Genomic DNA, 18,796 nt, shown 5'->3' with positions numbered 1-18,796 from the left:
CGGGTGTTGCTGTGTCATGGGCGTGTGACAGCGGTGTCGTGAAGCGAGGACGGACGTGACCCGGGGGACCGGCGGCCCCTCATAGTCAGCGAGTGCGTCGAACGCCTCGAACACAGTCCTCGCTCTTGAAGGGAACCTCCCGATGAACCGCCGCCTGCGCAAGACCGCCCTCGTCACCGCCGCGATCTCGGCCGGACTGCTGATGACGGCTTGTCAGAACGGTTCCACCGACAAGGGCAGCTCCGCGGACACCTCGGCGTCCACGACGGCCACGTCGCAGGGGACGTCGAAGTCCTCGGGGTCGTCTCAGAACTCCGGCTCCTCGGGCACCTCCGCCGGGAACGCGTCGAAGTCCCAGCAGGGCGTGAACGCCACCATCACCGGGGGCACGATCAGCTATCTCGCCCCGGGCAAGTACATCGTGTCCGTGCCCGGAAAGACCGACCGGGCGTTCTTCGTCGCCACCGACACCCGGATCCACGGCGCCGGCACGATCTGCGGCGGCTCGCACTGCACCCTGGACCAGCTGGAGACGGCGGCCAGGAAGGCGGCAGTCCCCGCCGATGTGACGATCAGGAAGGGCGTCGCCACCGTCGTCCGCGAACGTCATGGCGCGGGCGGCAGCACCGGCACCAAGGGCGTCAGCGGCACCTGGCTCGGCAACGTCGGCTATCTGGCGCCGGGCAAGTTCACCGTGTCCGACATGAAGGGCGTCGAGCAGGCGTTCTTCGTCGCCGACAGCACCAAGGTGTACGGCGCGGGCACCATCTGCGGCACCCCGGGGTCGTCGGGGACCTCCCGCTGCACCCTGGACCAGCTGGAGGCCGCCGCCAAGAAGGGTGTCTCCGCGAAGGTCGTGATCAGCGGCGGTGTCGCGACGACGGTCACCGAGGACCGCTGATCACGGGATCCGCAGGCGCTACGGAGTCACCGTGAAGTTCCGCAGGATGGCCGCCGTGAGCTCCGGGTCCCCCTCCGCCTTCACCCGGTCCGCGACGCCCTGCGGGGTCACCCGGCCGCAGGCCAGGCGCACGTACGTCTCCCAGTCGAGGGTGAGGGTGGCGGCGGGGCCGAGGGCGGGGGCGGTCTCGAGGGTGCCGCGGCCCTGGATGTCGACGCGGATGGTGCGCAGGAACTCGACCGGGCCGTGCACGTCGAAGACGATCGCCGAACTGCGCGGCGCGTCCGACTTCTCGGCCACGATGGCGGGCAGCTCGGCGAGGAGCACGTCACGGGCGATGTGCGCGCCGGGGGAGTCGAGGTTGCCGGGGCGGCCCAGGGCCGCCCGCAGGTCCTGTTCGTGCACCCAGACGTTGAACGCGTGGGCGCGCATGGACTCTTCGAGGGTGAGCTCGGTGCCGTGGGGACCGCGCACCTTGGTGCCCGGGTCGCGCGACTCGTTGCGCAGCTGGCGGTTGCGGCGGATGATCACGTACTCCAGCTCGGAGGTCATCTCCGGCGCCGTGTGGTGACGGCGGACGTCGACCTGCATCTCCATGTAGCGCTGGTGGTCGTTGGTGACGTGGAAGAGGTCACGCGGCAGCGTGTGGATGGGGCGCGGGTCGCCGAGCATCTCGCAGTCCAGGCCGATGACATGGGAGACGACGTCACGGACCGACCACCCGGGGCACGGCGTCCGACGGTTCCACTCTCCCTCCACAAGCGGTCCCACCAGCTCGGATATCGCTTCGATGGAGTGGGTCCAGGCGTCGGCGTAGGGCTGGAGGGTGGGATGCAGACTCACGGAACGGGACCCCTCGGTCGGTACACGGGCGGTTGGTGGCAGCGTTGCCAGCGGGAGGTGGCTGCACTCGGCGCGGTCTTGGAACTCCCCCAGTTCTCGGCTGCGCTCGAACCGGGGGGACCCCCAAGTTACGCTGCTGTGAGGCACCCCGGCAGTGCTTTCGTGTGACGATCGTAGGCCCGTGTGGACGGCTCGAATGCCAGGACGGTGGTAGTGTGCGCGCTTCTCTGATCCAGATCGCCGTAGACGAGGGCGAATCGGTCGAATCGCGTCGGCGGCGGGTGGCCTCGCTGGTACGGGAGCAGGCCGGGGCCGATCTGGTCGTGCTGCCGGAGCTGTGGACGACCGGCGCCTTCGCCTACGAGGCGTTCGGCACCGAGGCCGAGCCGCTGGAGGGGCCGACGTACGAGGCCATGGCGAAGGCCGCGAGCGACGCGGGCGTGTGGCTGCACGCCGGCTCGATCCCCGAGCGGGCTGCATCCGAAAGCGGCTCCGCCGCGGGTTCAGGGCCGCTCTACAACACGTCTCTCGTCTTCTCCCCCTCCGGTGATCTGGCCGCCGCCTACCGCAAGATCCACCGTTTCGGCTTCGACAAGGGCGAGGCCGTGCTGATGGGCGCGGGGCGGGAACTGGTGACGGTCCGTCTGCCCGGGACGACCGTGGGCGTCGCCACCTGCTACGACCTCCGTTTCCCCGAACTCTTCCGCGGTCTCGTCGACGCCGGGGCCGAGACCCTGGTCGTCCCGGCGGGCTGGCCGGAGCGCCGCCGGGCGCACTGGACGCTGCTGGCCCAGGCGCGGGCGGTCGAGAACCAGGCGTTCGTGCTCGCCTGTGGAACGGCCGGGACCCATGCGGGAGTTCCGCAGGCGGGTCACTCGATCGTGGTGGATCCGTGGGGCGAGGTCCTCGCAGAGGCCGGGGCGGACGAGGAGATCCTCACCGTGGAGTTCGATCCGGCGAAGGTCGCGACGACGCGCGAGCAGTTCCCGGCCTTGAAGGACCGGGTCCTCTAGCCCCGGGCGCTGCGGGGGTTCAGTCGTCCTCCCGTTCCTTCTCCGCCAGGTGGATCACGCACACCGTCACCGCGATCAGCAGCGCCGGGTCCGCGTCCTCCCGTACGACGTCGACGCCGTACGTGTCCCGGATGTGCAGCCAACGGCGGGAGATGACGGCGAGGAGTTCGCCGTCGTACTCGACGGCGAACTCGCGGTCGAGGATCTTGCCGCTGACGTCGAGCTCCGTGCCGTCGACCATGGAGACCCGGTAGTGGTGGCGCAGCAGGGAAAGGCGTTTGCGCTTGATGCGGGCGAGGGCGGCGCCGTCCCGTTCGATCACCATGGTGTCGCGCAGGGCGAACATCTTCTGGTGGATGTCGATCAGGACGCGTCCCTGGGTGTCCTTCAGCTCGAAGGTGTCCCGCAGGCGCATGGCCTTGCCGTCGACGAGGAACACCTTGTTGCCGTGTTCGTCCTCGATCCAGTAGTCGTCACCGAAGCCGAGGAGCCGGTCGCGTACCTGGAATCTCATGTCCCCACCTCTTCCCCGGGCGTCGGTCCGAAACGCCGCCGGTAGGCCGACGGGCTGAGTCCCGTCTCGCGCCGCATGCGCGCGCGCAGGTTGGCCGCGCTGCCCAGTCCGCTTCTCGCCGCGACGACGTCCAGCCGTTCCTCCCCGCGCTCGATGAGACGACAGGCGAGGGCGACGCGTTCCCCGGTCAGCCAGCCGAGCGGGGTCGTGCTCAGCTGGGTGCGGAAGCGGCGGTGCAGGGTCGCCGGGGACACCGCCGCCCGGGCCGCGAGGTCCGCCACCGCCAGCGGTTCGCCCAGCCGCTCCTGCGCCCAGGCGAGCAGCGGCCCCAGCGACTCCTCGGGCACGTCCGGCACGGGCCGCTCCACGAACTGCCGCTGCCCGCCGTCCCGGTGGGAGGCGAAGACCAGCCGCCGGGAGACGGCGTTCGCGAGCTCAGCCCCGTGGTCCCGGCGCCAGAGGTGCAGGCCGAGGTCGAGCGCGGCCGCGCTGCCCGACGCCGTGAGCAGATCGCCCTCGTCGACGAACAGCACGTCCGGCTCCAGCAGCACCTTCGGATGCAACTCGCGGAACAGGTCCGCCCAGCGCCAGTGGGTCGTGGCCCGGCGCCCGTCCAGCAGCCCGGCCTCCGCGAGCGCGAAGGCCCCGGTGCAGAAGCTCACCACGCGCGCGCCACGCGCGTGCGTACGGCGGATCGCGTCGTGTACGGCGGCCTCGCGCGGGACGACGTTGTCGGGCCGCCCCGGGACGACGAGGGTGTCCGCACCGTCCACGGCGTCCAGCCCCGGCACCCCGGTCAGCGTGAAGAACCCGTGGTTCATCCGCACCTCACGCGCGGGCGCGCACAACGTCACCTCGTACAGCGGTCCCGGAAGCCCCAGTTCGGGCCGCGGCAGCCCGAACAGCTCGGTCGCCACGCCCACCTCGAAGGGGTTGGTGCCCTCGTCGACGATCACCGCGACCCGGTGCGGAGACTGCTGAGAGGATCCTTGCGCCATATGCGATTTCTAGCACTCACGTGTCCTCCAGGCCCACCCCCACGATGAACCCATGACGACCGAACCCATCTCCCTGTCCAGTGCCCTCGCGTCCTTCACGGACCGCTGGAGCCCGCGCATCGTCACCACCGTCAACGACTACGACGTCCGGGTCGCCAAGGTCGAGGGCGAGCACGTCTGGCACGTCCACGACCACACCGACGAGTTCTTCCTGGTCCTGGACGGCGAACTCCACATCGCCCTGCGTGAACCGTCCGGCGAACGCACGGTCGTCCTCACGAAGGGCTCCCTCTTCACGGTCCCCCGGGGCACCCACCACAAGCCCCACGCCCCCACCCCCACGGAGATCCTCCTCCTCGAACCCACCGGCACGCTCACGGTCGGCGACCACCACGAGGAGATCCCCGACCACGTGGACACGACGACGGGTTACACGCTTTCGTGACTGTCAGTGGCCGGTGGCACTCTTGAGCCATGACCGACTCCACTCCCCGGCGCGTCCGTGTCCGAGCCCCCGAGCTGGTGGGCAAGGGCGGCTGGCTGAACACCGGCGACCAGCAGTACACCCTGTCCGACCTGCGCGGACGCATCGTCGTGCTGGACTTCTGGACGTTCTGCTGCATCAACTGTCTGCACGTCCTCGACGAGCTGCGGGAGCTGGAGGAGAAGCACGCGGACACCGTCGTCGTCATCGGGGTGCACTCTCCGAAGTTCGTGCACGAGGCCGAGCACGCGGCGGTGGTCGATGCCGTGGAGCGGTACGGGGTGGAGCATCCGGTGCTGGACGACCCGGAGCTCGCGACCTGGAAGCAGTACGCGGTGCGGGCCTGGCCGACGCTGGTGGTGATCGATCCCGAGGGGTATGTCGTCGCGCAGCACGCCGGTGAGGGGCATGTGCACGCGATCGAGCGGCTGGTGACGGAGCTGGAGGCCGAGCACGAGGCGAAGGGGACCCTGCGGCGCGGCGACGGGCCGTACGTGCCGCCGGAGCCCGAGCCGACCACCCTGCGCTTCCCGGGCAAGGCGCTCGTCCTGCCGGGCGGCACCTTCCTGGTCAGCGACACCACCCGGCATCAGCTGGTGGAGCTGGCGGCGGATGGGGAGTCGGTGGTGCGGCGCATCGGCTCCGGCGCACGGGGCTTCGCCGACGGTTCGGCGGAGGCGGCGGCGTTCAACGAGCCGCAGGGCCTCGCCCTTCTCGACGACACCACGGTCGTCGTCGCCGACACCGTAAACCACGCCCTGCGCCGCCTCGACCTGGCGTCCGGCGAGGTCACCACGCTCGCCGGCACCGGACGCCAGTGGTGGCAGGGCTCGCCCACCTCGGGCCCGGCGCGCGAGATCGACCTCTCCTCCCCCTGGGACGTGGCCCTTTTCGGTGGCCGGGTCTGGATCGCCATGGCCGGCGTCCATCAGTTGTGGTCGTACGACCCGGTCGAGCGGACGGTCGCCGTCGCGGCCGGCACCACCAACGAGGGGCTGGTCGACGGACCAGGCTCCGAGGCGTGGTTCGCCCAGCCCTCCGGACTCGCCGCCACCGCCGACCGGCTCTGGCTGGCCGACTCCGAGACCTCCGCCCTGCGCTGGGTGGACCTCGACGGCATCGTCCGCACCGCCGTCGGCACGGGCCTGTTCGACTTCGGTCACCGGGACGGGCCCGCCGCACAGGCCCTGTTCCAGCACCCGTTGGGCGTGACGGCCCTCCCGGACGGTTCGGTGGCCGTGAGCGACACCTACAACAACGCCCTGCGCCGCTACGACCCCTCGACCGGCGAGGTGACCACCCTCGCGACCGACCTGCGTGAACCGAGCGATGCGGTGCTGGTGGGCGAGGACATCGTGGTGGTCGAGTCGGCCCGGCACAGGCTGACCCGGCTGCGGCTGCCGGAGGAGGCCGTCCGGGTGGAGTCGGTGGCCCACCGCACACAGCGGGAAGCCACCGAAGTGACCCCCGGCGAGCTCAGGTTGGACGTGGTCTTCCAGGCCCCGGCGGGCCAGAAACTGGACACGCGGTATGGCCCCTCGACCCGCCTGCTGGTGTCGTCGACGCCTCCCGGACTCCTGCTGAAGGGCGAGGGCGCCGACACCGGCCTCTCGCGCACCCTGGAGTTCAACTCCGCGATCACGGAAGGCGTTGTGCACGTCTCCGCGATGGCCGCCTCCTGCGACGACGACGCGGACAACCCCTACCCGGCCTGCCACGTCCACCAGCAGGACTGGGGCGTCCCGGTCCGCCTCACCGAAGGCGGGGCAGACCGGCTGCCGTTGGTGCTGGCCGGGATGGATCACCCGGCCGGCTGACCGGGTTCAGCGACGGCGCGGACGCGGCGCCAGCTTGAACAGGGCCACCCCTGCGGCCATCAGGGTGGTGGCCGTGACGAGCAGCGCCATGCTGTTCATCCACATGCCCGTGGCGGCCAGCGTGGCGCCGCCGGCGCCCGTGGTCCCGGCGCCGATCACTCTTCCGTACATGTCGTGCTTCTCCTAGCGGGGGTTGGTCGTGGGGGGTGGGTCAAGGGGGTGTCAGGTAGCCACCCACTTCTCCTCGCTGCGGCGCATCAGCCCCCACAGCGAGGTGAAGTAGACGGCGTGCTGGAAGAGGTCGTAGAGCATCTCGGGGACCATCAGCGCGGCGACCAGCACCGCGCGCGGACCGGCCCGCCGTACGGAGACCGTCTTCTCGACCACGAAGAGCAGCCCGATCGCCGTCCAGAACGGGGAGAAGCCGGGCCAGCCGTAGAGCGTGGTGAAGGTGACCATGTAGGTCAGATAGACGAGGAAGCACAGGGCGCCGAAGCCCATCAGGAACTGCTGCATGAAGTAGCGCGCGGTGACCCGGGTCCATCCGTAGTCGCGCAGGTTCTCCAGCGCCCCCCGCTGCCAGCGCAGCCGCTGGTGCCACAGCTTGCCCAGGGTCGGCATGACCTCGGTGGTGACCGCGCAGCCGGCCGGTGACATGGCGCGGTAGCCGAGGGTCTTGACGGCCTTGGTCATCTCGTCGTCCTCGGTGAGCGAGGCGAGGCTGTAGTAGCCGTTGCCGCCGCCGATGACCCCGGTGCGGCGGGCGGCGCGGACCTCGCGCAGCACCCGCGCGCGGAACATGGTGCCGGTGCCGGTGAGCACCTGCGCCTTGCCGCCGGAACGTTCCAGTTCCCAGGCGTAGCGATGGAACTCCATGCGCTGGAGCAGTCCGAGGAAGCCGCCGCCCTCCTCGCCGTAGAAGACCCCGCCGACGGCGCCGACCTTGCGGTTGAAGGTGGCCATCGCGGTCTCGTTGAACCACGGGTCGAGCACGGTGTCGGCGTCCTGCACCAGCAGCAGGTCGCGTTCCTCGAGATGGGGCAGCACCCAGGCGATGGCCTGGTTGAGGGCGCCGGCCTTCTTGTGGGTGTTGCCCTGGGTGTGAAAGACCTGTGCGCCGTGGGCGGCGGCGATCTCGGCGGTGGCGTCGGTGCAGTTGTCGCACACGACGACGATGAGGTCGGGACGCCGGGTCTGCCGCCACAGGCCCTGGACGGCGGCGGCGATGCGGTCCGCTTCGTTGTGGGCCGGGATCAGCACCACGAGCCGCAGCGGGCCGCCGAGTTCGTCGGGTGCGGCGTGGGCGCGGCGTGCCGCGTGCCGTCGTGGGGACCGTGGCCCCGCGACGGGTGCCACGGCGGTCGTCTCCGCCGAGTGGAGCACGGGGAGCCCTCCGGGATGCGCTGATGGTTCACGCCCGGAACGTGCGACCCCCCGGGCTCACTACCCCGGAGTCTTCACTATTTTCACACAAGTCAACAAGGCACCCCTGATCACGGAATGCTCACGGTTGTCTTTGCTTGCCCTGTGCGTCCATCAGCAGGGGGCGTGTCCCTTACATGCCCTATCCGTCAGATGCCGTAACCGTCGGAGTATCCGTCCGTGCGACGGTGGCGGACCTCCTCCTCCACGACCGGCGTCGTCGGCGGAACCACGACGCGTCGGCGCCGGGCGATGCCGCTGAAGGTGCTGACGCCGATCAGGCCGACGATCATCAGGATGATCCCGACCAGGTCGAGGTTGACCCCTTGCATGTGCCAGTCGGTCGCGAACGTGAGGATGGCTCCCACGGCGATGAGGATGATGCACCCGCCGAGGCCCATGAGTGTCGCCTCCCTGTCCGGTGTTTGCGGTAGAACCCGAGTACCCGGACGGACATCGCCCATGCCCTCACGGCCAGTTGACTACCCCTCCAGGAACGCCACCAGCGCATTCGCCAGCAGAAGGGGGTCGTCCGCGCCGCACAGTTCACGGGCGCTGTGCATCGACAGGATCGCCACACCGATGTCGACGGTCCTGATGCCGTGCCGGGCCGCGGTGATCGGGCCGATCGTGGTGCCGCAGGGCATGGAGTTGTTGGACACGAAGGACTGGAAGGGCACGTTCGCCTTCTCGCAGGCGGCGGCGAAGACCGCGCGGCCCGAACCGTCCGTGGCGTAGCGGTTGTTGACGTTGACCTTGAGGATCGGGCCGCCGTTGACCCGCGGGTGGTGCGTGGGGTCGTGCCGCTCCGCGTAGTTGGGGTGCACCGCGTGACCGGTGTCCGACGACAGGCACACCGTGCCCGCGAAGGCTCTCGCCCGGTCCTCGAACGAGCCGCCGCGCGCGAACACCGAGCGCTCCAGCACGCTGCCGAGCAGCGGCCCGTCCGCGCCCGTGTCCGACTGCGAGCCGTTCTCCTCGTGGTCGAAGGCGGCCAGTACGGGGATGTACGGCAGGTCACCGCCGGAGACCGCCGTCAGCGCGGCCACGCCCGCGTGCACCGACAGCAGGTTGTCCATGCGCGGCCCGGCGAGCAGCTCCTTGTCGCGCCCCAGGTAGGCGGGCGGCTCCACGGAGTGCGTCATCAGGTCCCAGCCGGTGACCTCGCCGGCGCCCAGCCCCGCGCTCTCCTCCAGGAAGGCGATCAGGTCGCCGTCGCGCACGTCGTTGCCCAGACCCCACACCGGCAGCATGTGGCGCTGCTTGTCCAGCTTGAGTCCCTCCGCCGACACCGAGCGGTCCAGGTGGATGGCGAGCTGGGGGACGCGCAGCAGCGGCCGGTCCACGTTCACCAGGCGCGTCGAGCCGTCCCGGAGGGTCAGCCGTCCTGCCAGGCCCAGGTCGCGGTCGAGCCAGGAGTTGAGCAGCGGCCCGCCGTAGATCTCCACGGCCACCTGGCGCCAGCCGTGCGCCCCGGTGTCCGGCTGCGGCTTGACCCGCAGGTTCGGGGAGTCGGTGTGCGCGCCGACGATGCGGAACGGCGTGTGGGGCGCCGCGCCCTCGGGGACGTACCAGGCCACGATCGCGCCGCCGCGCAGCACATACCTGCCGCCGCTCGTCCCGTCCCAGGCGTCCGTCTCCGCGATCTGCCTGAACCCTGCCTTCTCCAGCCGCTCGGCGGCGCTCGCCACCGCGTGGTACGGCGACGGGCTCGCCGTCAGGAAGGACATGAGGTCGTCGGTGTGACCGCGGTCGAAGCGGTGGGGTTCGCTCATGGGGTTCACCTTAACGACGTACGAGGGCCCACTCCTCGTGATGAGGAGCGGGCCCTCGTGAGGGCGATGTGGAGTTCTGGCTACCCAGAACCGGAGAGGTTAGAACGCCGCCTCGTCCAGCTCCATCAGGTCCAGCTCGACGTTCTCGGCGAGCTTGCGGGCGCCGGTGACGCCCGGCAGGACGTTGGCCGCGAAGAACTTCGCCGCCGCTATCTTGCCCGTGTAGAACGCCTTGTCCTTGGCGGAGGCCGTCGGAAGCTTCTCGGTGGCGATCGCGGCACCCTTGAGCAGCAGGTATCCCACGACCACGTCACCGGAGGCGAGCAGCAGGCGGGTGGTGTTCAGGCCCACCTTGTAGATGTTCTTGACGTCCTGCTCGGTGGCCGCGAGGTCGGTCAGCATCAGGCCGACGATGGCCTCCAGCTCGACGGCGGCCTTCGCGAGGTGCTCGCGGGCGCCGGCCAGCTCCTCGCCGCCCTCGCCGAGCGCCAGGAACTTCTTGATCTCCTCCGCGAGGGAGTTCAGCGCCGCACCCTGGTTGCGGACGATCTTCCGGAAGAAGTAGTCCTGACCCTGGATCGCGGTGGTGCCCTCGTACAGGGTGTCGATCTTGGCGTCGCGGATGTACTGCTCGATCGGGTACTCCTGCAGGAAGCCGGAGCCACCGAAGGTCTGCAGCGACTGCGCGAGCTGCTCGTAGCCCTTCTCGGAGCCGTAGCCCTTGACGATCGGCAGCAGCAGGTCGTTCAGGGCCTCCAGCGCCTTGGTGTCCTCGCCGGCGGCTTCCTTGACCTGGATCTCGTCCTGGAGGGAGGCCGTGTAGAGCACCAGGGCGCGCATGCCCTCCGCGTACGCCTTCTGCGTCATCAGCGAGCGGCGGACGTCCGGGTGGTGCGTGATGGTGACCTTGGGCGCGGTCTTGTCCATGAAGTTCGCCAGGTCGGGGCCCTGGACGCGCTCCTTGGCGTACTCCAGCGCGTTCAGGTAGCCCGTCGACAGCGTGGAGATCGCCTTCGTGCCGACCATCATGCGGGCGAACTCGATGATGCGGAACATCTGGCGGATGCCGTCGTGCTTGTCGCCGATCAGCCAGCCCTTGGCGGGGTGCTTGTCCCCGAAGGTCATCTCGCAGGTGTTGGAGGCCTTCAGGCCCATCTTGTGCTCGACGTTCGTCGCGTACACGCCGTTGCGCTCGCCCAGCTCGCCGGTCTCGAAGTCGAAGAGGTACTTCGGGACGAGGAAGAGGGACAGGCCCTTGGTGCCGGGGCCGGCGCCCTCGGGGCGGGCGAGGACGTAGTGGAGGATGTTCTCCTCCATGTCGTGCTCACCGGAGGTGATGAAGCGCTTCACGCCCTCGATGTGCCAGGAGCCGTCCTCCTGCTGGATCGCCTTGGTGCGGCCGGCGCCGACGTCCGAACCCGCGTCGGGCTCGGTGAGCACCATGGTGGAGCCCCAGGTCTTCTCCACGGCGATCTTGGCTATGTGCTTCTGGACCTCGTTGCCCTCGTCGAAGAGGATGCCGGCGAACGCCGGGCCGGATGCGTACATCCACACGGCCGGGTTCGAGCCGAGCAGCAGCTCCGCGTACGACCAGATCAGGGAGCGCGGGGCGGTGGTGCCGCCGATCTCCTCGGGCAGGCCCAGACGCCAGTACTCCGAGTCCATGAAGGCCCGGTAGCTCTTCTTGAAGGACGCCGGGACCGGGGCGGTGTTCGTCTCCGGGTCGAAGACCGGCGGGTTGCGGTCGGCGTCCGCGAAGGACTCCGCCAGCTCGTTCTCCGCGAGGCGGGTCAGCTCCTCGAGGATGCTCCTGGCGGTGTCGACGTCCATCTCCTCGAACGGGCCGGTGCCGTACAGCTTGTCCCGACCGAGGACTTCGAAGAGGTTGAACTCGATGTCGCGCAGATTCGACTTGTAGTGCCCCATGGCGACGGCTCCGTTTAGAGAGATCGGCGAGGCACCGGGTGTAGCTCCTCGCGCTAGTTCACGTACCAACAAGTAGCTACGATGATGCTACCCGTCGGTAATAAGAAGCAACCCCGAATGGGTCATCTGTGACTCAGTACTCTTGCGCACATGTACGGCTACGACCAGAACGTGGGTGCGGGTGCTCAGCAGCAGTACGCCCAGCCGCAGCAGGGCCCCGGCGGTTACGGGCAGCAGCAGCCGCTGTACCCCGAGCCGTCTCCGCCGTCCCTCGCGGACGCGGTACGGGCCTTCACCACCGGCCAGCTGTCCGCGGAGGACTTCCAGCAGGTCTTCGCCACGTCGAAGGTCTACTGCCCGCGCGGCGACAACCCGGGTTTCCTCGCCCTGCACAACACCCAGCAGCCGGTGATCCCGATGTTCACCTCGCTCAAGGAGCTGCGCCGGTACGCGGGCAAGGAGTCCAAGTACTTCGTGATCACGGGGGCCGAGGTCATCGATCTGCTCCCCACCGGCTACGGCTTCGTCCTCGACATGGAGGGCGAGCACCGCATGGTCTTCGACGCGAAGGCCGTGGAGCAGATGGTCGAGTTCGCGATGCGCCGGATGTACGGCTGACCACCGCCTGTGGGAGCCCGGAGGGAATGCCCTCCGGGCTTTCTCTGTTACGGGTGGCAGAAAGTTCAATGCTCAACTAAACTGGCCGCACAAGGAGGTACCGACATGCCTGCAGTGACCGTCGAGAACCCGCTGACCCTGCCCCGTGTGGCCGCTCCGGCCGACGCCGTGGCGCGTCCCGTGCTCGCTGTCACGACCGCGCCGAGCGGTTTCGAGGGCGAGGGCTTCCCGGTGCGCCGGGCGTTCGCCGGGATCAACTACAAGTACCTCGACCCGTTCATCATGATGGACCAGATGGGCGAGGTGGAGTACGCGCCGGGCGAGCCCAAGGGCACCCCCTGGCACCCGCACCGCGGCTTCGAGACCGTCACCTACATCATCGACGGGATCTTCGACCACCAGGACTCCAACGGCGGTGGCGGCACCATCACCAACGGCGACACCCAGTGGATGACCGCGGGCTCGGGCCTGCTGCACATCGAGGCCCCGCCGGAGTCGCTCGTCATGTCCGGCGGCCTCTTCCACGGGCTGCAGCTGTGGGTGAACCTCCCGGCCAGGGACAAGATGATGGCCCCCCGCTACCAGGACATCCGCGGTGGAAACGTTCAGCTGCTGACGACCCCGGACGGCGGTGCCCTGCTGCGGGTCATCGCCGGTGAGCTCGACGGCCACCAGGGCCCCGGCATCACGCACACGCCGATCACGATGATCCACGCGACGCTGGCGCCGGGTGCCGAGCTCACCCTGCCGTGGCGCGAGGACTTCAACGGCCTCGCGTACGTCCTCGCCGGCCGGGGCGCGGTCGGTGCCGAGCGCCGGCCGATCGAGCTGGGCCAGACCGCCGTGTTCGGTGCGGGCTCCGCGCTGACCGTCCGCGCGGACGAGAAGCAGGACTCGCACACCCCGGACCTGGAGGTCGTGCTCCTGGGTGGACAGCCGATACGGGAGCCCATGGCCCACTACGGCCCGTTCGTCATGAACACCCGCGAGGAACTCCAGCAGGCTTTCGAGGACTTCCAGAAGGGCCGGCTGGGGACCATCCCGGCCGTGCACGGGATGACCGAGGGCGGCCTGTAAGGCTCGCTGGGACCCTGCGCGGGCGGACCACCGGGATCTCACCCGGCTGGTCCGTCCGCGCAGGACACGGCAAGGGCGGGCATGATCCGCTGGACGCGTGCAGCTCCTCCCCGACCCCGTCCGGCGGCTCGCCGCCTGGTGCGCCGTGATCCTGCTGGTCACCGGGGTCGTGTACGTCGGGGTCCTGCTGTGCTCGCAGTTCCGCACAGCCGTGACGCCGGTACTGCTCGCGCTGCTCGGGACCGCCCTGCTGGGGCCCTTGCACCGGCGGCTCGTCAGGGCCAGGGTCAATCGGTCGGTCGCCGCCGGGCTCACCTGTGTCGCGGTCGTGGCCGTGGTCGGCGGTGCCGTGTACATCGTCGTCGCCGCGCTCATCGACACCGGTGACCAGATCGTCGCCTCACTGAAGGACGCGGCCCAGGGCGTCGCCGATCATTTCGGGGCCGCGGGCACCTCCCTGGACGACCTCGCCACGAACGCCAGGGGACTCCTCACCAAGTTCGGGGGCACCGCCGCCTCCAATGTCATCAGCGGGGTCAGCGTCGTCGGCGAGACCATCGCCATGGCGGTCCTCGCGCTCTTCCTCGTCTTCTTCTTCCTGCGGGACTCGCACAAGGCCTCCGACCTGATCAGGAGAATCGCTCCCGGGGAGAGCGGCGACACGCTCGAGGCCATGGCCCGCCGCGCCTACGAGGCCGTCGAGGGCTTCATGCGCGGCACCAGCTTCATCGCGCTCATCGACGCCGTCTGCATCACCCTGGGGCTGCTGGTGCTGGACGTGCCCGGTGCCGTCGGGCTCGGCGCGCTCGTCTTCGTCGGGGCCTTCATTCCCTACCTCGGCGCCTTCATCTCCGGTGCCGTCGCCGTGCTGGTCGCGCTCGCCGACCGTGGGTTCGTGATCGCGCTCTGGGTGCTCGGGGTGGTGCTCGCGGTCCAGGTGCTGGAGGGGCACGTGCTGCAGCCCGTGATCCAGAGCCGGACGGTGCAGATGCACCCGGCGATGGTGATGGTGGCCATCACCGCCGGAGCCTCCGTCGCCGGAGTACTCGGAATGCTGCTCGCCGTGCCGCTCACCGCCGCCGCCTTCGGCGTCGTGCACGAACTGCGGGCGCGGTATCAGGTCCCCGAGCCGTCGGATTCGTAGAGCTCGAACCAGATGCTTTTGCCCTCGCCCTGCGGGTCCACGCCCCGCGGCCTGATGAGGCCAGTTCGCCGGGGCGGCGTTTGTGCGGGAGGGCGTCGCTGGTGTCCGTGACGGTGATCTGCATCCGGCGGCCGCGGGCTCGCCCCGCACCTTCGCCGTCGTGCACGAGGTGGGCTGTCAGGTGCCGGAGCCGTCGGATTCGTAGAGCTCGAACCAGATGCTTTTGCCCTCGCCCTGCGGGTCCACGCCCCAGGTGTCCGCGAGTAGTTCGATGAGCATCAATCCGCGGCCTGATGAGGCCAGTTCGCCGGGGCGGCGTTTGTGCGGGAGGGCGTCGCTGGTGTCCGTGACGGTGATCCGCATCCGGCGGCCACCGGGCTCACCCCGCACCTCCGCGAGCAGCAACGCGTCGGCGTCGGTGTGCACGAGGACGTTGGTGAGCATCTCGGAGACCAGCAGCACCGCCGAGTCGACCTGGTCCGGCGAGGGCCAGTCGTGCAGCAGCTCCCGCAGGTGCTGACGGGCCACCGCCACCCGCTCCGGTTCCGCCTGCGCGACGGACAGCATGGTGCGGCGGACCTTCGGCGGCACGAGCACCGTCTCGTCGCAGCCCTCCGGCCGGGACAGCAGCAGTACGGCTATGTCGTCCTCGCGCCGGTCCGCGAGGGGCCCGGTGGTGTGGTGGGAGGAGGGGCCATGGACCCCCTGCACCAGGGCGTCGGCCAGTTCCTCCAGGTCGCCCTTGTGGTCCTCGAGGATCGCGCGGATCCGCTGCCAGCCGCTCTCCAGGTCGTGCCCGCCGGTCTCGATCAGACCGTCGGTGCAGATCAGCATGGTCTCGCCGGGTTCGAGGGTGATCCGGGTGGTCGGATAGTCGGCGTCCGGGTCGATGCCGAGCGGCAGACCACCCGCCGTCGGACGGGCCAGCACCGTGCCGTCCGCCATCCGGATCGCCGGGTCCGGGTGCCCGGCGCGGGCGATGTCGAGGGTGCCGGTCGCCGGGTCGGCCTCGACGTACAGACAGGTCGCGAAGCGCAGGTCCGCGAGGGCGTCCTCCTCGGCGGCCCCGGGCCGGGTGGCGCCGTCCGACAGGCCGTGCAGGAAGCGGGAGGCGCGGGAGAGCACCGCGTCGGGGCGGTGGCCCTCGGAGGCGTACGCGCGCAGGGCGATCCGGAGCTGGCCCATCAGGCCGGCCGCCCGCACGTCATGGCCCTGGACGTCGCCGATGACCAGGGCGATCCGGCCTCCCCCAAACTTCGTTCGGGAGGTGCCCCCAGGCAGCGGGATCATGTCGTACCAGTCGCCGCCGACCTGGAGGCCGCCGCCGGTGGGCACATAGCGGGCGGCGACGCTCATGCCCGGTATCTGCGGGCCGAGGGTCGGCAGCATCGAGCGTTGCAGACCGTCGGTCAGCGCACGCTCGGTCTCGGCGGCGCCGGCCCGCGACAGCGCCTGGGCGAGCATGCGCGCCACCGTCGTCAGCACCGACCGTTCGTCCGGATTGAAGGTCACCGGGTAGGCGAAGGCCGCCATCCAGGCGCCCATCGTGCGGCCCGCCACCGTCAGCGGCAGGAACGCCCAGGAGTGGCGGCCGAAGGTCGAGGCGAGCGGCCAGGTGACCGGATAGCGGGCCTTGTACTGCTGGGGCGTGGAGAGATAGACGGCGCGGCCCGTACGGACCACCTCGGCGGCCGGGTAGTCGGTGTCCAGCGACATGTGCGAGAACGGGCCCTCGTCACCGGGCTGGTGGCCGTGGTGACCGATGATCCTCAGCCGGTCGCCCTGCACGCTGAACACGGCGAGCCCGTCCGGCGAGAACCCCGGCATCGACAGACCCGCCGCGACCCGCAGCACCTCCTCCGTGGACCGCGCCTCGGCCAGCGCCCGGCCCGCGTCCAGCAGGAACGCCTCCCTGGAACGCCGCCAGTCGCCGGTGACGGCGCTGCGCCCGGCCGGTGTGCCCGGGGTCGGCTCGGTGACCTCCTGAAGGGTGCCGATCAGCTGGAAGGACTTCTTCTCGGGGTCGAAGGACGGCTTGGAGCGGGAGCGCACGACACGGATCACCCGGCCGTGCTCGTCCATGATCCGGATCCGCACCTCGGCCAGCGTGCCCTCGGCGACCGCGAGCCCGACGACGGCGATGATCTCGTTCCAGTCCACCGGATGGAGCCGGGCCCGGGCCTTCGCCTCCGTGAGGGTGGTCTGCTCGGCGGGCAGACCCAGCAGCCGAGCCGCCTCGGCGTCGACCGTGACGAGTTCGGTGGCGGTGTCCCAGTGCCACAGGCCGGTCGCGAGGGCGGCGAGAACCTCCCCCACGGCGGGCAGAGGCTCACCAGTGCGCATTGCCCCACTTTATGGAGAGGTGATCGAGGAGTGCCACCGATTGTCCACTCTTAATGGTGGGGAGCCGATCTCGGGGTGCCCGGTACCCTGGGGGTTGTTTCACGTGAAACACCCTGAAACACAGCCCCCGATCCGCGAAGACTGGATGAACGACGATGCATCGGTACAGGTCCCACACCTGCGGCGAGCTCCGCTCCTCTGACGTCGGCACCGACGTCCGGCTGAGTGGCTGGCTGCACAATCGGCGCGACCTGGGCGGCATCCTCTTCATCGATCTGCGCGATCACTACGGCATCACGCAGCTCGTGGCCCGTCCGGGCACCCCGGCCTACGAGGCCCTCGACAAGCTGACCAAGGAGTCGACGGTCCGCGTCGACGGCAAGGTCGTCTCCCGGGGCACCGAGAACGTCAACCCGGACCTGCCGACCGGTGAGGTCGAGGTCGAGGTCGGCGAGGTCGAGCTGCTCGGCGCGGCCGCCCCGCTCCCCTTCACGATCAACACCGAGGACGGGGTCAACGAGGAGCGGCGCCTGGAGTACCGCTTCCTGGACCTGCGCCGCGAGCGCATGCACAAGAACATCATGCTGCGTACGGCGGTCATCTCGGCCATCCGGCACAAGATGACGGCACTCGGCTTCAACGAGATGGCGACCCCGATCCTGTCCGCCACCTCCCCCGAGGGCGCGCGTGACTTCGTGGTGCCCTCCCGCCTCAACCCGGGCAAGTTCTACGCCCTGCCGCAGGCGCCGCAGCAGTTCAAGCAGCTGCTGATGATCTCCGGCTTCGACCGCTACTTCCAGATCGCGCCCTGCTTCCGTGACGAGGACGCCCGTGCGGACCGTTCGCCGGGCGAGTTCTACCAGCTCGACGTCGAGATGAGCTTCGTCGAGCAGGAGGACGTCTTCCGGCCGATCGAGCAGCTGATGACCGAGCTGTTCGAGGAGTTCGGCGGCGGCCGGCACGTCACCTCGCCCTTCCCGCGGATCCCGTTCCGCGAGTCGATGCTGAAGTACGGCTCCGACAAGCCGGACCTGCGGGCCCAGCTGGAGCTCGTCGACATCACCGACATCTTCGAGGGCTCGGAGTTCAAGGCCTTCGCCGGCAAGCACGTGCGTGCGCTGCCGGTGCCGGACGTCTCCGCGCAGCCCCGCAAGTTCTTCGACCAGCTCGGCGACTTCGCGGTCTCGCAGGGCGCCAAGGGCCTGGCCTGGGTGCGCGTGGCCGAGGACGGTTCGCTCTCCGGCCCGATCGCGAAGTTCCTCACCGAGGACAACGTCGCCGAGCTGACCAAGCGCCTGTCGCTGGCCGCCGGGCACGCGGTGTTCTTCGGCGCGGGCGAGTTCGACGAGGTCTCCAAGATCATGGGCGCGGTCCGTGTCGAGGCCGCCAAGCGCGCCGGGCACTTCGAGGAGGGCGTCTTCCGGTTCTGCTGGATCGTCGACTTCCCGATGTACGAGAAGGACGAGGACACCGGCGCGATCGACTTCTCGCACAACCCCTTCTCCATGCCGCAGGGCGGCCTGGAGGCCCTTCAGACCCAGGACCCGCTGGACATCCTCGGCTGGCAGTACGACATCGTCTGCAACGGCGTCGAGCTGTCCTCCGGCGCGATCCGGAACCACGAGCCCGAGATCATGCTGAAGGCCTTCGAGATCGCGGGCTACGACCGTGACACCGTCGAGGAGAAGTTCGCCGGCATGCTGCGCGCCTTCCGCTTCGGCGCCCCGCCGCACGGCGGCATCGCCCCCGGCGTCGACCGCATCGTCATGCTGCTGGCCGACGAGCCGAACATCCGCGAGACCATCGCCTTCCCGCTCAACGGCAACGCCCAGGACCTGATGATGGGCGCCCCGACGGAGCTGGAGGAGGCGCGGCTGAAGGAGCTGCACCTGTCGGTGCGCAAGCCGCAGCCGAAGTAGCA

At 69.8% G+C, this 18,796-nt stretch carries 17 protein-coding genes; 8 read left to right on the top strand and 9 right to left on the bottom strand.

The genetic code is table 11. The features are described 5' to 3' along the window. Window positions 1-142: 142 nt before the first annotated feature. Window positions 143-901, top strand: a complete 759-nt coding sequence (locus ABD355_RS26205; RefSeq protein WP_344403118.1) for a hypothetical protein — start codon at window positions 143-145, stop codon at window positions 899-901. An 18-nt stretch (window positions 902-919) separates the two neighbouring features. Here ABD355_RS26205 and ABD355_RS26200 read toward each other — a convergent pair whose 3' ends face one another. Next, complete coding sequence (locus ABD355_RS26200) at window positions 920-1,744, bottom strand: maleylpyruvate isomerase family mycothiol-dependent enzyme (protein WP_344403116.1); 825 nt, start codon at window positions 1,742-1,744, stop codon at window positions 920-922. A gap of 215 nt (window positions 1,745-1,959) precedes the next feature. On the opposite strand from ABD355_RS26200, the gene ABD355_RS26195 reads away from it, so the two are divergent. Then, window positions 1,960-2,757 carry a carbon-nitrogen family hydrolase gene (locus ABD355_RS26195; RefSeq protein WP_344403115.1) on the top strand — a complete coding sequence of 266 codons (798 nt, stop codon included), beginning with the start codon at window positions 1,960-1,962 and terminating at the stop codon, window positions 2,755-2,757. 19 nt (window positions 2,758-2,776) lie between these two features. Here the strand turns inward: ABD355_RS26195 and ABD355_RS26190 are convergent, their stop codons facing one another. Then, window positions 2,777-3,271, bottom strand: coding sequence for an LURP-one-related/scramblase family protein (locus ABD355_RS26190; protein ID WP_344403113.1), 495 nt, complete (start codon window positions 3,269-3,271; stop codon window positions 2,777-2,779). Continuing rightward, a complete protein-coding gene (locus tag ABD355_RS26185) occupies window positions 3,268-4,269 on the bottom strand; it encodes a helix-turn-helix domain-containing protein (protein WP_344403112.1) in 1,002 nt (333 codons plus the stop codon). The genes ABD355_RS26190 and ABD355_RS26185 overlap by 4 nt, the downstream gene beginning before the upstream one ends. Before the next feature lie 52 nt (window positions 4,270-4,321). Between ABD355_RS26185 and ABD355_RS26180 the strand changes: the two genes are divergently transcribed. Beyond that, on the top strand, window positions 4,322-4,714 hold the full coding sequence (locus tag ABD355_RS26180; RefSeq protein ID WP_344403111.1) for a cupin domain-containing protein: 393 nt from the start codon (window positions 4,322-4,324) through the stop codon (window positions 4,712-4,714). 29 nt (window positions 4,715-4,743) lie between these two features. Then, a complete protein-coding gene (locus tag ABD355_RS26175; protein ID WP_344403110.1) occupies window positions 4,744-6,570 on the top strand; it encodes an NHL domain-containing thioredoxin family protein in 1,827 nt (608 codons plus the stop codon). Window positions 6,571-6,576: 6 nt separating this feature from the next. Here ABD355_RS26175 and ABD355_RS26170 read toward each other — a convergent pair whose 3' ends face one another. The 5 genes from ABD355_RS26170 to ABD355_RS26150 all read right to left on the bottom strand — a co-directional run bounded on the left by ABD355_RS26170 (window position 6,577) and on the right by ABD355_RS26150 (window position 11,693). Next, a complete protein-coding gene (locus ABD355_RS26170; RefSeq protein WP_165954846.1) occupies window positions 6,577-6,741 on the bottom strand; it encodes a hypothetical protein in 165 nt (54 codons plus the stop codon). A 51-nt stretch (window positions 6,742-6,792) separates the two neighbouring features. Next, on the bottom strand, window positions 6,793-7,833 hold the full coding sequence (locus tag ABD355_RS26165) for a glycosyltransferase family 2 protein (RefSeq protein ID WP_425585796.1): 1,041 nt from the start codon (window positions 7,831-7,833) through the stop codon (window positions 6,793-6,795). 308 nt (window positions 7,834-8,141) lie between these two features. Further along, entirely contained in the window at window positions 8,142-8,393 is a 252-nt protein-coding gene (locus ABD355_RS26160) for a DUF6458 family protein (RefSeq protein WP_344403107.1), read from the bottom strand. Window positions 8,394-8,474: 81 nt separating this feature from the next. Continuing rightward, window positions 8,475-9,767 (bottom strand): M18 family aminopeptidase, encoded by a 1,293-nt coding sequence (locus ABD355_RS26155; RefSeq protein WP_344403106.1) that lies wholly within the window; start codon window positions 9,765-9,767, stop codon window positions 8,475-8,477. Window positions 9,768-9,866: 99 nt separating this feature from the next. Continuing rightward, window positions 9,867-11,693 (bottom strand): acyl-CoA dehydrogenase, encoded by a 1,827-nt coding sequence (locus ABD355_RS26150; RefSeq protein WP_344403105.1) that lies wholly within the window; start codon window positions 11,691-11,693, stop codon window positions 9,867-9,869. A gap of 150 nt (window positions 11,694-11,843) precedes the next feature. Between ABD355_RS26150 and ABD355_RS26145 the strand changes: the two genes are divergently transcribed. The 3 genes from ABD355_RS26145 (at window position 11,844) to ABD355_RS26135 (ending at window position 14,532) form a co-directional block, all read left to right on the top strand. Continuing rightward, window positions 11,844-12,311 (top strand): SseB family protein, encoded by a 468-nt coding sequence (locus tag ABD355_RS26145; protein ID WP_030939169.1) that lies wholly within the window; start codon window positions 11,844-11,846, stop codon window positions 12,309-12,311. A 105-nt stretch (window positions 12,312-12,416) separates the two neighbouring features. Continuing rightward, window positions 12,417-13,388, top strand: coding sequence for a pirin family protein (locus ABD355_RS26140; protein ID WP_344403104.1), 972 nt, complete (start codon window positions 12,417-12,419; stop codon window positions 13,386-13,388). 97 nt (window positions 13,389-13,485) lie between these two features. Beyond that, window positions 13,486-14,532, top strand: coding sequence for an AI-2E family transporter (locus ABD355_RS26135; protein WP_344403103.1), 1,047 nt, complete (start codon window positions 13,486-13,488; stop codon window positions 14,530-14,532). Between the two features lie 177 nt (window positions 14,533-14,709). On the opposite strand, the gene ABD355_RS26130 is transcribed toward ABD355_RS26135, so the two are convergent. Beyond that, window positions 14,710-16,875: a SpoIIE family protein phosphatase gene (locus ABD355_RS26130; RefSeq protein WP_344403102.1), complete on the bottom strand. Its 2,166-nt coding sequence runs from the start codon at window positions 16,873-16,875 to the stop codon at window positions 14,710-14,712. A 155-nt stretch (window positions 16,876-17,030) separates the two neighbouring features. Here ABD355_RS26130 and aspS point away from each other — a divergent pair, with 155 nt between their 5' ends. Then, window positions 17,031-18,794 carry an aspartate--tRNA ligase gene (gene aspS / locus ABD355_RS26125; protein WP_344403101.1) on the top strand — a complete coding sequence of 588 codons (1,764 nt, stop codon included), beginning with the start codon at window positions 17,031-17,033 and terminating at the stop codon, window positions 18,792-18,794. Window positions 18,795-18,796 lie beyond the last annotated feature (2 nt).

Source organism: Streptomyces longisporus (genome assembly GCF_039532765.1).
In the GTDB taxonomy this organism is placed as follows: Bacteria; Actinomycetota; Actinomycetes; order Streptomycetales; family Streptomycetaceae; genus Streptomyces; species Streptomyces longisporus.
The sequence above is the reverse complement of the archived record's forward strand: the minus strand, read 5'-3'. Positions and strand labels throughout refer to the sequence as shown.

Bases quoted from the DNA above. Each gene is read 5' to 3' on its own strand.
- ABD355_RS26190 (WP_344403113.1), bottom strand. From the start codon at position 3,271: ATGAGATTCCAGGTACGCGACCGGCTCCTCGGCTTCGGTGACGACTAC.
- ABD355_RS26130 (WP_344403102.1), bottom strand. From the start codon at position 16,875: ATGCGCACTGGTGAGCCTCTGCCCGCCGTGGGGGAGGTTCTCGCCGCC.
- ABD355_RS26155 (WP_344403106.1), bottom strand. From the start codon at position 9,767: ATGAGCGAACCCCACCGCTTCGACCGCGGTCACACCGACGACCTCATG.
- aspS (WP_344403101.1), top strand. From the start codon at position 17,031: ATGCATCGGTACAGGTCCCACACCTGCGGCGAGCTCCGCTCCTCTGAC.
- ABD355_RS26140 (WP_344403104.1), top strand. From the start codon at position 12,417: ATGCCTGCAGTGACCGTCGAGAACCCGCTGACCCTGCCCCGTGTGGCC.
- ABD355_RS26180 (WP_344403111.1), top strand. From the start codon at position 4,322: ATGACGACCGAACCCATCTCCCTGTCCAGTGCCCTCGCGTCCTTCACG.
- ABD355_RS26170 (WP_165954846.1), bottom strand. From the start codon at position 6,741: ATGTACGGAAGAGTGATCGGCGCCGGGACCACGGGCGCCGGCGGCGCC.
- ABD355_RS26205 (WP_344403118.1), top strand. From the start codon at position 143: ATGAACCGCCGCCTGCGCAAGACCGCCCTCGTCACCGCCGCGATCTCG.
- ABD355_RS26145 (WP_030939169.1), top strand. From the start codon at position 11,844: ATGTACGGCTACGACCAGAACGTGGGTGCGGGTGCTCAGCAGCAGTAC.
- ABD355_RS26175 (WP_344403110.1), top strand. From the start codon at position 4,744: ATGACCGACTCCACTCCCCGGCGCGTCCGTGTCCGAGCCCCCGAGCTG.
- ABD355_RS26160 (WP_344403107.1), bottom strand. From the start codon at position 8,393: ATGGGCCTCGGCGGGTGCATCATCCTCATCGCCGTGGGAGCCATCCTC.
- ABD355_RS26150 (WP_344403105.1), bottom strand. From the start codon at position 11,693: ATGGGGCACTACAAGTCGAATCTGCGCGACATCGAGTTCAACCTCTTC.
- ABD355_RS26185 (WP_344403112.1), bottom strand. From the start codon at position 4,269: ATGGCGCAAGGATCCTCTCAGCAGTCTCCGCACCGGGTCGCGGTGATC.